Origin of the sequence: Hymenobacter sp. CRA2, assembly GCF_002007105.1 — a bacterium.
Lineage (GTDB): Bacteria > Bacteroidota > Bacteroidia > Cytophagales > Hymenobacteraceae > Solirubrum.
This window is the reverse complement of record NZ_MVBC01000008.1, coordinates 188,280-201,964: the sequence shown is the minus strand read 5'-3', so window position 1 is coordinate 201,964 and position 13,685 is coordinate 188,280. Positions and strand designations below refer to the sequence as shown.

Sequence of the window (13,685 nt, the reverse complement as noted above, 5' to 3'; positions counted from 1 at the left end):
CAGATGCCACAGTATTTGAATTCAAATGGCTGGCCCGCAAGCCGGCCTCATCCTTGCACTTCCTTCCCCTACTGACATGAAACGCTCCCTTCCCCTGCTGCCGCTGCTGCTGTGCGCGCTACTGCTGCCCCTGACCGGCTGCGAAGCCATCGGCGATATTTTCAAGGCTGGCGCCTACACCGGCATCATCGGGGTAGTCGTCGTGCTGATTCTGCTGTTCTGGCTGTTTGGCCGCTTTTTCCGCCGCGGCTAGCTCAGCGACGATACCCACGAAAAAAGGCCCGGCTTATGCAGCCGGGCCTTTTTCATGCATACTAGGCAGCGGTTACTGCTTCACTACGCGCACCGTGCTCGAGCCCGTGGCCGACGTAACGCGCACCAAGTAAATGCCCGCGGGCTGCGCGTCCAGGTTCAGCACCGGACGCTGCGCGCCCACCACCGTCCGCTGACGCAGCACCTGCGCCCCGGTAGCGGCGTGCACCACCACGTCCAGCTCCGTGCCTTCGGCGGCACCGCTCCACAGCTCAAAGCGGCCGGTGCCGGGGTTCGGCACCACGGCTACGCTACCGGCCGGCGCGCACTTGGCGCAGCCTTCCACCACCGCAATGCCCGACACGGTAGCCGTGCCGTCCAGATCCACCTGGCGCAGGCGGTAGTAGGCGCGCTGGGCCACGGGCCGCACGTCCTCAAACTGGTAGTCGTGGCGCTGGCTGGAAGTGCCCACGCCCCGCACCCGGCCGATGCCCTCGAAGGTGCGGCCATCGAGGCTGCGTTCTACTTCGAAGCGGTCATTGTTTTGCTCCTGCGCCGTGGCCCAGCGGCACGTTACGGCGTCGCCCGTGCGCTTGGCGGTGAAGCTCAGCAGCGCCACCGGCAGTACTTGCCCCTGGCTGGTCGATACCCCGAACGGCGAGAAGCTGGTGATGCCGGCCCGGCCCACCGACTGCAAGCCGGCGCCCGCGGGAGCTGCCCCGGAGAAGGCGCTGACGCCTTCCCAGCGGCCACCGGTGTAGTGGTCGATGAAGGCGCGGCTGGAGGTGAACGTGCTGGTCTGATGAGCAGTGCTCCAGTACAGCTGCATGGTCACGTTGGAGTTGCCGGGCACTTCCTCGCTCACCAGCCAGGTTTTATTTACCGCGTCGCTGGTCAGGGCCCGCCCCTGGCCTACTTCGTTGCTGTCGTAGGTGTGGTACACGCCTTCGCTGACGCGTACGCTGTAGGTATCTTCCGATTGGCTGGCCGACGAAGGCTGGCTGAGCGTGACGGGCGTATACGCCGTGGCCGCGGCCGTGCTGGCCACCGGAAACAGCATGTTGCTGCCATTGTTGGTCACCGTTTGGCGCAGGGCACCCGTACCATTGGTCACGATCAGGGTATTCTGGTCACCCAGGCCGCTGAAGCCCGCGCCCTTAATCAGCGTCAGGTCGTTGTTGCCCAGAGACAGGCTGGCGAAGGAGTTGGTCGGCACGTCAAAGCTCATCCAGCTATTGATCAGCGCGGAGCTGGCCAGGGTGCGGTTGCCGGCTCCCGTCAGCTTAAGCGCGCCGTACGAACCGCCCTGCACGCGCTGGGTGGTGGCATTGCTCGGGAAGATGTACTCCACCGTGCTGGCACTGCTCACCGCACCTAGCGTCAGGTTGGTGTTGGCCTGCTGGATCTGCAGGGTCGAAGTCGGGTTAATGTCCACCTTGCCCGCAATCTGGTCGTTGGGGCCTACGTACAGCGTGGCGGCTTCCGTCGGCGTGCCCACGATGATTTTGGAGTTGGCGCCCGATACCGTCCAGGTGCCGTTGATGCGGTCCGCGTTGCTGGTGCCGCGCACGTAGTACACCGTGTTGTCGGTCGTGAAGTTGGGTGGGACAGTGCCGGAGCCGTCCGCACTCAGCCCCCAACTGTTTCGACTGTCGAGGTTGGAGTTAGCGGTATTTTTGGAGTAGTAGATGTTGGTCTGGGGCGTGATGACCACGTCGTCGATGCTCAGGCCGTTGCCGTTGGTGGTCGAGTTGAACGTGTACGACCAACGGATCATAATTTCCTCGTTGTTGGCAATGTTCAGCCCCATCAGGGTCGTGCGCATCACGCGGCGGTTGGTGTCGGCGTTGCCGTCGCGCGGGGCAATGGCGGTGGAGGTGGAGGGAGCCGCCACGTTCAGCGCCGAAATGGCCGTCCAGGTACCGCTGGTCAGCGACGTAATGCCCGCCGTAGCCGTACTGCGCTGGTACGCCACCGCCACGTTGGCAGCCTGGGTTTGGCTGGAGTTGTACCACTGCTCCATGGCGTACTCAATCTCCAGGTTCTTGATAACCACCCCAGAAGTGTTCTTGAGCCGGATACCGATGTAGCCAACGCCCGGCGCCGTATTGGTAGCCGCGATGCCGCCGAAGGCCCGGTCGGTGGCACCGGATTCGCCGAAATGGTACCAGTCGGCGCCGTTGGGGTTGCCGTTGACGTCGCGCGAATAGCCCTGCGAGCCGTCGTCGGGCCGTAAGGTAACCGCACCGGTTCCACGGGCGCCCGATTCAAACTCGCCGGAAACACCGTTCAGCGTGTACTTGGCGTACACGGCCTTCAATGTACTGTTGCTGGTGAACACCCGGTTGGTGCCGGCCAGCGCATCGAAGTTCTGCGTGTACGGCCCGAGGCCGTTGGAGCCCACGCTGGCGTCGGGCGCGCTCTTGAACAGGTACTGCGCTTGGGTAGACAGCGCACTCAGGCATAGACCCAACCAAAGCGTTTTGCGCAAGTAGGTTTGCAACATACGGTGGAGGTTTTGTAGAAAGCAAAAGGCTTAACTACCCGGCCTTGCGGGGGCCGGACGTAAAATCAGAGGTACAAAGGTAAGCAGTAAAGCAAAGGAGGTGTTCTTTTCATCTTTGAATATCAATGCATTAATACAAATAACTTCGAACAATTCAATTTGATAATGAAAATAAAAAAGGCGGCCCCGGGAGGAGCCGCCTTTAAGCGAAGAGCAAAAGCCGAAACAGCTACTTCTTATCCGGCATGGTGCCCACGATGTGGTCCCACAGCGTCGTCGACACGCCAAAGGCCACTTCGTCTTGCCGGTAATGGTGCTGGGCGTGGTGGTGCCACCAGAACTTGAGGAAGTTTTTCGGGGGGTTGTACACGTGAATAGCGTAGTGCACAAACAGGTACAGCGCGTAGCCGAACACGAACCCGGCCAGCACCCCGAAGCCGGCGTTGCCGAGCGTGAAGTGGAAGATGAAGAACAGCAGCGAGGCCACGAACACCGTCAGGATGGGCGGCATGGCCAGGCGGGTTTTGTCCTTGGGGTACTCGTGGTGCACGCCGTGCATGGTGTACTGAAACTTGGCCTTGCGAGGCGTGTTCGTATCCATGTGGTACACGTAGCGGTGCATCAGGTACTCCGCCAGCGTGAAGGCAAACCAGCCGGTCAGAAACAGCCCAAACGCCGCCAGGCCCGTGAGCAGGCCCCGGCTGAGGCTGTAGTAGAGGCTGAGAGCCGCCACGGTGAAGAAAATGGTAAGCGGCGCGGCAATGTGCGTGTGCGTCATACGCTCCAGCACAGGGTTGTCAAACAATTGCGCCGAACCTTTGTGCTTGGGCTTGTGGAGTTGGCCCGACGCCGGAGCAGCCTTTTGTTCCATACGAGGTAAGGGGTGTGTTTCAGTGGGCAAAAGTAGCCACCAGCGCGCAAACGCTGTGCCACACCAAAGGTTTAGCCCGTCGCCCGAAAGTGTGTCAGCAACTGCTGCACGGCTTCGGGGCTACACGCTTCGGCGGGGCAGCGCAGGGCAGCCGCCTGATAAAACCGCTGCCGCGCGCCCAATGTTTCGCGCAGCCGCGCCTCCAGGGCGGCCGGGTCGGGCAGGGCGGCCAGCAGCGGGCGCGTGGCCGCGGCGTGCCGCAGGCGCGCCAGCAGCTCCTCCACCGGCACATCCAGCCACAGCGTGATACCCGTCTGATTGAGCACCTCCATGTTTTGGTGAAAGCAGGGCGTGCCCCCGCCGGTGGCCAGCACCAGCCGCTCGTGTGCAGCCACTGCCGCCCGCAAGGTGTCAGCCTCCAGCTGCCGAAAGCACTCCTCGCCGTCCTGAGCGAAAATGTCGGGAATACTGCGGCCGGCGCGCCGCACGATTTCGTCGTCCAGGTCGCGAAAGGGCAGGCTGTAAAGCGTGGCCAGCGCCCGGCCCAGCGTGGTTTTGCCGGCGCCGGGCATCCCGACGAGGTGAATTCGGAAAGTAGTAGGCAGTTCAGGTTCGGCGGGCATGGGCGCTGTGGTGGGAAGGGTTCTTCCGTCGTTTGTCATCCTGAGCCAAAGGCACCTTGTTTCTTCGGGTTGATAATGGCTCCAACGACTCGTTCCCCGGCAATAAGGGCCTTCGCAGGCTCAGGATGACAGCCGAAGACAAATGACTGCCGGAGCTGCTCTAGCCCAGCTTCACCCGTGGGTCGAGCACGGCGTAGAGCACGTCCACGGCGATGTTGATGACCACGAACAGAAAAGCGACGAAGAGCGTGGCGCCCATCACCACCGGAAAGTCCAGGTTTTCCACGGCCCGCAGCGTGACGGTGCCCAGGCCCTTCCAGTTGAAGATGTACTCGATAAAAAACGCGCCGGCCATGAGCGAGGCCAGCCAGCCCGACACGGCCGTCACCACCGGGTTCAGGGCGTTCTGCAGGGCGTGGTGCCACACCGTACGCTCCTTGGAGAGGCCCTTGGCCCGTGCCGTGCGCACAAAATCCTGCGACATCACCTCCAGCATGGAGCTGCGTGTGAGCTGCACAATCACGGCCAGGGGACGCACGCCCAGGGCCAGGGCCGGCAGCAGCAGGTTGCGCCACACCACGTGCGACTCGGCCGTGAACGGGTCTGTTTCGAACAGCTGCCCGGTCAGGTTCAGCCCCGTCCAGTGGCTCCAGTAGAAGCCAAACGTCATGGCAATAAGAATGGCGGCTACAAACGAGGGCACCGAAATACCCAGCACCGACACCGTCAGCAGCGCCCGGTCCAGCCAGGTGTGGGCGCGCAGCGCCGCCAGGATGCCCAGCCCAATGCCCAGCACCGAGGCCAGCAGCATGGCCGCCAGGGCCAGCCACAGCGTGCCGTCGAAGTGGTCGAGCAGAATATCGAGCACGTCCTTGTTCGACTGGAACGAGCGGCGTAGGTAGGGCTTCTTGAGCACCAGGGCTTTCTGGCCACCCAGCGGCAGCAGCGTCAGGCCACCGTAACGGGCCACGCCGGCCGAGTCGCGGGCATGAATGCCCAGGGGCGAGACGTCGTTGAGGTAGCCGGCCAGCTGCGCGGGCACCGGCTGGTCGAGGCCCAGGTCGGCGGCAATGGCGGCGCGGGTAGCCACGTCGCTGCGCTGGCCGGCCAGCAGGGCCACCGGGTCGCCGGGCAGCACCTGAAACAGCACGAACACCGTCAGGGCCACGCCGGCCAGAATCAAGATACCGTGCAGCAGCCGCCGCAGGACGAAGAGGAGCATGGAGCTAAAGCTAAAAATCAGAACGTCATTCCGAGCGAAGTCGAGGAATCTCGCGTGCTGACTCCCAATAGCATTTTTCTCGTTCAACGAGCATTTTACTATCTGCCATCAGCACGCGGGATTCCTCGACTTCGCTCGGAATGACGTTCACGGAAAATCGACAATTCTCCTACAGCGCTTCTTCCAGCTTGGCGCGGCTGGGAATGTCGTGGTAGTGGTACTTGCCCTTCACCACGCCGTCCTTCAGCAGCAGGAAGCCGGGGTTGGAGCGGATCATCGACTTGAGCACCGTCGCGTCGGCGAAGTAGTACTTGCCGGGCAGGTTCACCTCGTGGCGGAACACGTCGAACTCGTTGGGCGAGCTGCTGGTGATGATCATGGGCGTAATCTGCTTCTTCGACGAATCGGCACCGGCCAGCATCAGGTTGATTTCCCGGAACCGGTCACGGTCGGCCTTGTCGGTGTTCTGGATGATGAGCAGCAGCTTGTTGCCCGTCAGCACTTCCTTGGTCAGCTCTTCCTGCTCGGCTCCCCACACGCGGAAGTCGGTGATTTTGGGGCCGTCTTCCGGGTTGAGCGCCACCATCTGCTTGAATTTCCACAGCGTATCCGTCGGGTACTCCGTGAATTCCTGCGTGGCGCCGTTCTTTTCCATGATGTACTTGTAGCGCAGCGGAGCCGAGGGCTGCATCAGCTTGCCGATGTCGTTGCCGACCTTGTAAGGCAGGAAATCAAAGTACGGCAGGTGGCCCAGGGCGTACACCCCGATGCCCACCGCCACGGCCAGCGCAAAGGTGACGTACATGGTGCCCAGCGTGCCCCGGGCAAACACGCGCCGCAGGTAGCGCTGGTTGAAGAACACCACCACCCACAGGCCCAGCAGGAACAGATCCTTGAAAAACGACTGCCAGGGCTTGAGCTTGATGAAGTCGCCGAAGCAGCCGCAGTCGGTGACCTTGTTGAAGGCGGCCGAGTAGAAGGTCAGAAAGGCGAAGAACACCAGCAGCACAAACAGCATCCAGAGCGTGGTGCGCAGGTTCCAGCGCAGCAGCAGGGCCACGCCCAGCACCACTTCCAGCGAGCTGAGCGTGATGCTCAGCGTGCGGGCCATGCCGTGGAAGACCATGAAGAACGAGCCGAAGTCCTGCGAGAAGACCTCGAAGTACTCTTCCAGCTTGTAAGCCGTGCCGATGGGGTCGTTGAGCTTTACCAGCCCCGAGAAAATAAACAGGGCGCCCAGCAGAAACCAGCAGAGCCGGACGAACGTGCGCGCAAAATGCGAAGGCTGACGGCCAGCCGTCATGGCCGTGGAGGCAGCAGCGGAAGCGGATGTGGACATATCTACAAAGTAAGCGGCTGGCAAACGGCCGGGCAACGCGGAAAGTTTGGGGCGGAAGAGAAATAGCAGTGCGCAGTAGGCAGTAGTAAGCAAAAACGTCATGTCGAGCTTGTCGAGACATCTCGCGTGCTGACGCCAGATAGTATCTTCCTGTATGAGCTACTTCGTCTATATCCTCAGCAATCCTGCCCGAACCGTGCTATACATCGGCGTGACCAATGACTTAGAACGGCGACTGTACGAGCATGGCCAAGGTTTGGGAAACGCCGGAAAGTTTACCGGCCTTTATCAGTGCAATCTGCTGGTATACTGCGAAGTCAGCCCGGACGCCACGCAAGCCATTGCTCGTGAAAAGCAGCTCAAAAACTGGAGCCGCGCGAAGAAGGAATGGTTGATTGCTAAGCTGAATTCGAATTGGGAGGCTATCGATCCGCGTACCTGGCAAGGGTGAAGATACTATCGGGCATCAGCACGCGAGATGTCTCGACAAGCTCGACATGACGTTCGGTGGGTTCTATCCAACCCATAAACCCAACCCCGCCCTACCCTACTTCCTGCTCAACGGCCCCGCGCAGGATCAGCGCAAACGCGGCGTAGTTGAGCATGTCGCGGTAGTTGGCTTCCACGCCCTCCGAGGCGAGGGTGCGGCCGTGCAAATCCTCGATCTGCTTGGTGCGGTGCAGCTTCATCAGGATGATGTCGGTGATGCTCGACACGCGCATCTGCCGCCAGGCCTCGCCGTAATCGTGGTTTTTGGCGAAGAGCAGGCGGCGGTTCTCGGCCACTTCCTCGTCGTAGGTAGCAGCCACGGCTTCGGGGTCCAGGTCCAGGGGCGCGTCCGGGGGCAGGTGCAGCTGCATCAGGGCAATGACGCAGTAGTTGATGATGGCCACGAACTCGTCGTCGATGGGGTCCTGCACCAGCTGCGTGCCCTTTTCCTGAATGGAGCGAATGCGCTGCGCCTTGATGTAAAGCTGGTCGGTGATGCTGGGCAGGCGCAGGATGCGCCAGGCCGTGCCGTAGTCGTGCGTCTTAGCCAGAAACAGCGTCCGACACTGCTCAATCACCTGGTCGTACTGCCGCGGGGTTTGGTCGTTCAACGTGAAAAAGCTATTTTTAAAACAGAGCGGAGGTATTAGGGCTTTGGTCTTAGAACTTTCTTTGCAGGCTTGACTCACGCGGCGCCGGCGCCGTGCGCGGCCCCTTGCCACTTGTCAAGCCCTAACATCTACTGCCCTAAGCCCTAACGCCCATGACTGGTCTTTCCGCGCAAGATACGCTATTTCGGGGCCGACAAACGCTGCGCTGCCCGGGGGGCTCCGTGCTCGATCTGAGCCGCCCGCAGGTGATGGGCATCCTGAACGTCACCCCCGATTCGTTCTTCAGCGGCTCGCGCCTCGACTCGGAAACGGCGCTGCTCGGGCGCGCCGAGCAGATGCTGCAGGCCGGCGCCGCCATCCTCGACGTGGGTGGCTACTCCTCGCGCCCCGGCGCCGAAGACATCAGCCCCGCCGAAGAGCTGGCACGCGTGCTGCCGGCCATCGAGGCGCTGCGCCGGCGCTTCCCCGCGGTGTTTCTGTCCGTCGATACGTTTCGGGCGGAGGTGGCGGCGCAGGCCGTAGCCGCCGGGGCCAACATGATCAACGACATCGGCGGCGGCCTGCTCGACGCGGACATGTTTCCGACCGTGGCCCGGCTGCGCATGCCCTACATCCTGATGCACATGCGCGGCACCCCGCAGACCATGACCCAGCTCACCGGCTACGACGAAGACCTGGTGCTGGTGCTCACGCGTTACTTCCGCGACCGGCTGGCGGCCCTGCGCGCCCTTTGGCCCGCCGCCGACGTGGTGCTCGACCCCGGCATCGGCTTTGCCAAAACCCCGCAGCAGGGCTACGAGCTGCTCAAGCGCCTGCCCGAGCTGCGCACGGCCTTGGACTTGCCACTTTTGGTAGGACTTTCCCGTAAAACCCTCGTGTGGAAACCCCTGGGCCTCACGCCCGACGCCGCCCTGCCCGGCACCATTGTCCTGAATACCCTGGCCGTGCTCGGCGGGGCCAACATCGTGCGCGTGCACGACGTGGCCGAAGCCGCCCAAGCCGTCCGCCTGATCGAACACACGCTTAGCTCCTGATTTTTAGCTCTCACTCCCATGTTTAACCCCGTCGCCATCGGCTTCCTGCGCATCGGCTGGATCGACGTCGTCGACGTGGTGCTGGTGACCATTCTGTTCTACCAGATCTACAAGCTGCTCACCGGCTCGGTGGCGCTGCGCATCTTCCTGGGCTTTCTGTCCATCTACCTGTTTTACCTGGTGGTGAAGGCCGCGGGCATGGAGCTGCTGACCATGATTCTGGGGCAGTTTATGTCGGTGGGCGTGCTGGCGGGCATCATTCTGTTTCAGCAGGAAATCCGCCGCTTCCTGCTCAACGTGGGCAAGGTGACGGCCCTGGAGCGCATGCGTATGTTCTCGTGGCGCCGCGAAACGCCGCAGCAACGCATGTCCGTCACGCCCTTCGTGGAGGCGGCCAAGAGTTTGGCCGGCAAGAACACCGGCGCGCTCATCGCCTTTCAGCAGGCGTCGGACCTGAAGTTCTACGCCGAATCGGGCGACCTGCTCGACGCAGCCGTGAGCAAGCGCCTGCTCATGAGCATATTCAACAAAACTTCCCCGCTGCACGACGGGGCCGTTATCATCGCCCAGGGCCGCATCAAGGCCGCGCGCTGCATCCTGCCGGTCAGCGAAAACCCTGACGTGCCCGCTTCCATGGGCCTGCGCCACCGCGCCGCCATCGGCCTGACGGAGGTAACGGATTCGGTGGTGCTGGTAGTGAGCGAGGAAACCGGGCAGATGTCGCTGGTGCGCGGCGGCGAAGTGTTCCGCAACCTTTCCTCGGCCGATTTGCGCGCCAAGCTCAACGAGTTTCTGTTCGACGCGCAGCCGCGCCCGGCCGCGCCGCCATCTTCTTCGGCCCGCTCGGCGGCGGAGGTGGCGGCATAGCATCCCCACCCAGCTGTTGGCTTACGGTGCTCAAACGACAACGCCTCCCTAAGCGCTTAGGGAGGCGTTGTCGTTTGGGAATTGATGCCCTAAGCGCTTAGCCAAGCGTTACGATTTTGCCGACGCGTGGCTAAGCGCTTAGGCAAGCGTTGCAGTTTGAGCAATGGCCGGCTAAGCCCTTAGACCCGCGCTGCGCATTCGGCAATGGTCGGCTAAGCGCTTAGACCACCGTTTCCAGTTTGGCTTTGTCGGCTTTGGCAGCTTTGGGCTTACTCGGCAGCATGGAGAGGTCGAAATAGGTGGCGGCCTGCTCGGGGTTGTCGGCGAAGGCGGCCAGCAGAGTGGCGTAGCAGCGCAGCAATACCACGGCCAGGGCGCGCTGGTCGGCCTTGATGGCTTGCCCGCCGTCCTTTTTGGCTTTCTTGGCCTGGCCTTGCTGCTGCTCGGCGGCGAGGTAGGCATCGAGGCGGGATTGGGCGGTGGTGGCTACTTCCTCGCTGATGTCGGGGGCGTGCTCGAGGCCGGCGGCAATGAAGGCGCGCATGTCGGTGACGATGCTCTTGCGGGTGGCCTGCGAAAAGGCCGAGCGGCCCTCGGGGAAGAACTCCCGGTAGACGGCCGTCGTCTCGGTGAACTTGGGCAGGATGAAGCGGCGGGCGGCTTCGGCCGGCCAGCTGCGCAGCTGCTCAAAGGCGTCTTCGGCCGAGATGGTGCCGCCCTGTTGCCGGGCCGCGGCGGTGGCGCCGCTGCCCAGGTTCTCGTCAAAGCTCTGGTAGAGCGGGCGCAGGGCGGCGGCCAGCGCGGTGGTGTTGGGCGCGCCGGCGGGCTGCTTGGGCGTTTCCAGGGCGTTGAGGGTGTAGGCGGCCAACTTTTTCATGTTGGCCCGGCTGATGCGGGGGCTCAGGAAGGGGTTCCGGAACCAGCGGTTGATGAAGGCAGATGCCATCGGGGATAGAGGGATAAAAGGTGGAAAGATGAACGACTTGCAATAGGATATCGGGGTACTCGGAGCGTAGGAGAAATATAGCAAAAGGGCCGCACACCTCGACGGTATGCGGCCCTTTCGCGAAGGATTTTTTGGGGACGGCTAGGCCTCTACGACCGGCTCGGCAACGGGCCGGGGCGCAAAGGCTTCGCGCAGGGCGGCCGCGTGCAGGGCTTCGGCTGCCTGCCGGGCCTGGGTCAGCTCGGCCTCCAGCGCGTCGCAGTGGCTCAGCAGCTCGGTGACTTTCGCCACGATGCGGTGCTGCTCGGCGAGGGGAGGAAGGGGGAATGACAGGACTTTAGAGTCAGGCACTCTTAAATGCTTTACCGTCATTCCTACCCCAAGCTGTTTGATTTGGTTTTGCATAATCGGTCCTCTAAAAACATGGAATAGAAAGTTCTTTGACAATAATTGCTCGTCTGCTCGGTATTGAACTAGCCTTTGTCCTAAAAATATCGTGTCATCTTGCTCTATCAATCCTACCTCACCTAGCGGAGCCTCACGAGTTAAGATTAAGTCACCTTTACATGGCTTGTCTCGAGCCGTCCATTTCAGGTAGGTTTCCTCTGATACATATCGCACATTCATAGTATCGACTTTACCATTCCTAATATTTGTAGTCCTAAGCATCTTAAAGGGCGTAATACTTTGACTCAGTGGAGCTGTTTTGTTTACGCAATCAGTGATAGAGCTACAGACTTCTTCAATTCTCACCCACTCCCATCCCTGCGGCAGTTCATACGGCTTCTCCGCCTCCGTGAGCAGCTCCAACGGCTTTTCCTTGCGGAGCTTCTTTTCTTTTATCAGGCGCTCCTTCTCGGCGCGGATGCGGGTGAGCAGGGCGGCGGCGGGTTCGTCGGCGGGGTCTTGCGGCACGAGCTTGCCCTGCACGGCTTCGCGTAGGATGGCTTGGCGGAGCTGGGTGAGCAGGGCGGCTTGCGTAGTAAACTCCTCTTCTAATTCTTCGACTGCTTCATCTGTGGCTTTCAACTCTGCCAATAGTTGCTTCTGCTCCTCTATTTCGGGCAGAGGCATTTCTATTTCCAGTAGGTCGCGGGGGTTAATACGGCGCGAACCTATACCCCGCGCAATGCGGTCAAGGCTTTGGTAGAAATTCCCTTGCCGAAAGAAATAAAGCAGCCACTCCGGCAAACACTCGGGGCTGACATCAAAGGCGGGTAAATCTTGACTGGATTCGTAGCCATCCAACTCGGATGGAATGATACCGAAAGCACCTTTGTGTAAATTCTGACGGCCGTAGATAAACTGCCCGGCCGAGCGGATAAAATACTTCGTTGCGCCTTCTTTGTCGGACCCTACAGGCCGTTTTTCCACGCCCTTTACGTTCAGGCGTACAGTAATGCGTCGCTCGTTGGAAGAGTTGATGGCCGGAACAGCCGATTCAGTCAGGATATCTCCCAGGCGTACCTGTTTCCAGTGTTGCATATACTAATCGTTCAGCGCGGCCCGAAATTTCTCCAACAGCTGCACGCTGTTGCCGTACGATGCGGCCAGCTGCGCCAGTAGCTCCTGGCTGGTATACTCGTGGATTTCCTCGGCTTGGTGTGGATTCTTGATATCCAGGTTATACCCCCGCGCTTTGATGTCGTCGAGGGACACTTTCCAGGCGCGTTCGTTCTCGTAGCGGGTATTCCACCAGCTGCGCAGCTCGCCGAATTCCTCGCTGCGCATGGGGCGGGTTTTGGAGTAGCTCTTGACGCCGGCCGGGTACGGGTGCTCGTAGTACCACACTTCCTGGGTAGCGGGGCCTTTGTCGAAGAAGAGCAGATTGGTGCGGATGCCGGTGTAGGGGGCAAACACGCCGTTGGGCAGGCGCACGATGGTGTGCAGGTTGCAATGCTGCAACAGGTGCTCTTTCACCCGCAGCTTCACGCCGCTTTCCCCGAATAGGGAGCCATCGGGCAGCACCACGCCGGCGCGGCCACCGGGCTTGAGCTTTTCGATGATGAGATACAGGAAGAGGTCGGCCGTTTCGGTGGTGCGGTAGTTGGAGGGGAAGCCGTTGGCCACCACGTTTTCTTCCAACCCGCCGAAGGGGGGGTTCGACAGGATATACTCGACCTCGGGCAGGTCGCGCCACACTTTTAGCGTATTGTCGTGCACCACGGCGCCGGGTGTTTCCACATCGTGCAGCAGCAGGTTGGTGGTAGCCAGCAGGTGCGGCAGGGGCTTTTTCTCGTAGCCGCGCACGCTGCCCAGCCACTCGGCCTTGCGCTCGGGGGTGGTGAGCGGCTGCCGGTCCTTCATGTACTCCAGCGCGTTGATGAGGAAGCCGGCGGTGCCGCAGGCGGGGTCCATGGTCACTTGCCCGCCGCGGTAGTCGGGGTTGACCAGCTCCGTAACGAGCTGCGTGACGGCGCGGGGCGTGTAGAACTCCCCGGCATTGCCGGCGCTCTGCAAATCGCGCAGAATCTGCTCGTAGATGTCGTTGAACAGGTGCCGGTCGTGGCGCGAGCCGTAGTCGATGCCCTTTTCCAGCTCGTTAATCACCTTGCGCAGCAGGGTGCCCGACTTCATGTAGTTGTAGGAGTCGGCGAAGATGTCGCGCACGAGGTGGGCGCGGTCGGTGGGGCCATGGGGTTGCAGGCCCTTTAGCTGCGGAAACAGCACGTCGTTGACGAAAGCCAGCAGCACGTCGCCGGTGTAGCCTTCGGGGTTGGCGGCCCAGTCGCGCCAGCGCAGGCCCTCGGGAATGGGCGAACGGTAGTCGGGGTTCAGGGCTTCTTCGTCTTCCTCCTTTTTGTCGAAGATTTTCAGAAACAGCAGCCACACGAGCTGCGAAATGCGCTGAGCGTCGCCATCCACGCCCGCATCCTGGCGCATGAGGTTCTGGATGGACTTGATGGTAGCCGAAAGAGAAGCCAT

Annotated in this window: 13 protein-coding genes; 4 read left to right on the top strand and 9 right to left on the bottom strand. The window is 61.5% G+C overall.

Annotation, left to right across the window (positions count from 1 at the left end; genetic code table 11):
- Nucleotides 1–76: 76 nt before the first annotated feature.
- A complete protein-coding gene (locus B0919_RS25290) occupies nucleotides 77–253 on the top strand; it encodes a hypothetical protein (protein ID WP_176133051.1) in 177 nt (58 codons plus the stop codon).
- Between the two features lie 72 nt (nucleotides 254–325).
- Here B0919_RS25290 and B0919_RS14285 read toward each other — a convergent pair whose 3' ends face one another.
- The 5 genes from B0919_RS14285 to B0919_RS14265 all read right to left on the bottom strand — a co-directional run bounded on the left by B0919_RS14285 (nucleotide 326) and on the right by B0919_RS14265 (nucleotide 6,813).
- Nucleotides 326–2,758: a T9SS type A sorting domain-containing protein gene (locus B0919_RS14285; RefSeq protein ID WP_078012954.1), complete on the bottom strand. Its 2,433-nt coding sequence runs from the start codon at nucleotides 2,756–2,758 to the stop codon at nucleotides 326–328.
- A 229-nt stretch (nucleotides 2,759–2,987) separates the two neighbouring features.
- Nucleotides 2,988–3,629, bottom strand: coding sequence for a sterol desaturase family protein (locus B0919_RS14280; protein WP_078012953.1), 642 nt, complete (start codon nucleotides 3,627–3,629; stop codon nucleotides 2,988–2,990).
- Nucleotides 3,630–3,700: 71 nt separating this feature from the next.
- Entirely contained in the window at nucleotides 3,701–4,252 is a 552-nt protein-coding gene (locus B0919_RS14275; protein WP_176133050.1) for a shikimate kinase, read from the bottom strand.
- Nucleotides 4,253–4,412: 160 nt separating this feature from the next.
- Nucleotides 4,413–5,474, bottom strand: a complete 1,062-nt coding sequence (locus B0919_RS14270) for an ABC transporter permease (protein WP_078012951.1) — start codon at nucleotides 5,472–5,474, stop codon at nucleotides 4,413–4,415.
- A gap of 169 nt (nucleotides 5,475–5,643) precedes the next feature.
- Nucleotides 5,644–6,813, bottom strand: coding sequence for a BT_3928 family protein (locus B0919_RS14265; protein WP_254846579.1), 1,170 nt, complete (start codon nucleotides 6,811–6,813; stop codon nucleotides 5,644–5,646).
- 154 nt (nucleotides 6,814–6,967) lie between these two features.
- On the opposite strand from B0919_RS14265, the gene B0919_RS14260 reads away from it, so the two are divergent.
- The gene (locus B0919_RS14260) at nucleotides 6,968–7,264 is read left to right on the top strand and encodes a GIY-YIG nuclease family protein (RefSeq protein ID WP_078012949.1); all 297 of its coding nucleotides are present in this window, start codon (nucleotides 6,968–6,970) and stop codon (nucleotides 7,262–7,264) included.
- A gap of 91 nt (nucleotides 7,265–7,355) precedes the next feature.
- Here B0919_RS14260 and B0919_RS14255 read toward each other — a convergent pair whose 3' ends face one another.
- Nucleotides 7,356–7,913: a DUF1599 domain-containing protein gene (locus B0919_RS14255; RefSeq protein ID WP_078012948.1), complete on the bottom strand. Its 558-nt coding sequence runs from the start codon at nucleotides 7,911–7,913 to the stop codon at nucleotides 7,356–7,358.
- Nucleotides 7,914–8,065: 152 nt separating this feature from the next.
- Between B0919_RS14255 and folP the strand changes: the two genes are divergently transcribed.
- Together folP and cdaA are read left to right on the top strand one after the other, a co-directional pair.
- Nucleotides 8,066–8,947, top strand: a complete 882-nt coding sequence (folP, locus tag B0919_RS14250) for a dihydropteroate synthase (RefSeq protein ID WP_078012947.1) — start codon at nucleotides 8,066–8,068, stop codon at nucleotides 8,945–8,947.
- An 18-nt stretch (nucleotides 8,948–8,965) separates the two neighbouring features.
- Nucleotides 8,966–9,814: a diadenylate cyclase CdaA gene (gene cdaA / locus B0919_RS14245; protein WP_078012946.1), complete on the top strand. Its 849-nt coding sequence runs from the start codon at nucleotides 8,966–8,968 to the stop codon at nucleotides 9,812–9,814.
- 220 nt (nucleotides 9,815–10,034) lie between these two features.
- Here the strand turns inward: cdaA and B0919_RS14240 are convergent, their stop codons facing one another.
- From B0919_RS14240 to B0919_RS14230, 3 genes are all read right to left on the bottom strand, one after another.
- Nucleotides 10,035–10,760 carry a hypothetical protein gene (locus B0919_RS14240; protein WP_078012945.1) on the bottom strand — a complete coding sequence of 242 codons (726 nt, stop codon included), beginning with the start codon at nucleotides 10,758–10,760 and terminating at the stop codon, nucleotides 10,035–10,037.
- A gap of 141 nt (nucleotides 10,761–10,901) precedes the next feature.
- Nucleotides 10,902–12,245 (bottom strand): restriction endonuclease subunit S, encoded by a 1,344-nt coding sequence (locus B0919_RS14235; protein WP_078012944.1) that lies wholly within the window; start codon nucleotides 12,243–12,245, stop codon nucleotides 10,902–10,904.
- Nucleotides 12,246–12,248: 3 nt separating this feature from the next.
- The gene (locus B0919_RS14230; RefSeq protein ID WP_078012943.1) at nucleotides 12,249–13,685 is read right to left on the bottom strand and encodes a type I restriction-modification system subunit M; all 1,437 of its coding nucleotides are present in this window, start codon (nucleotides 13,683–13,685) and stop codon (nucleotides 12,249–12,251) included.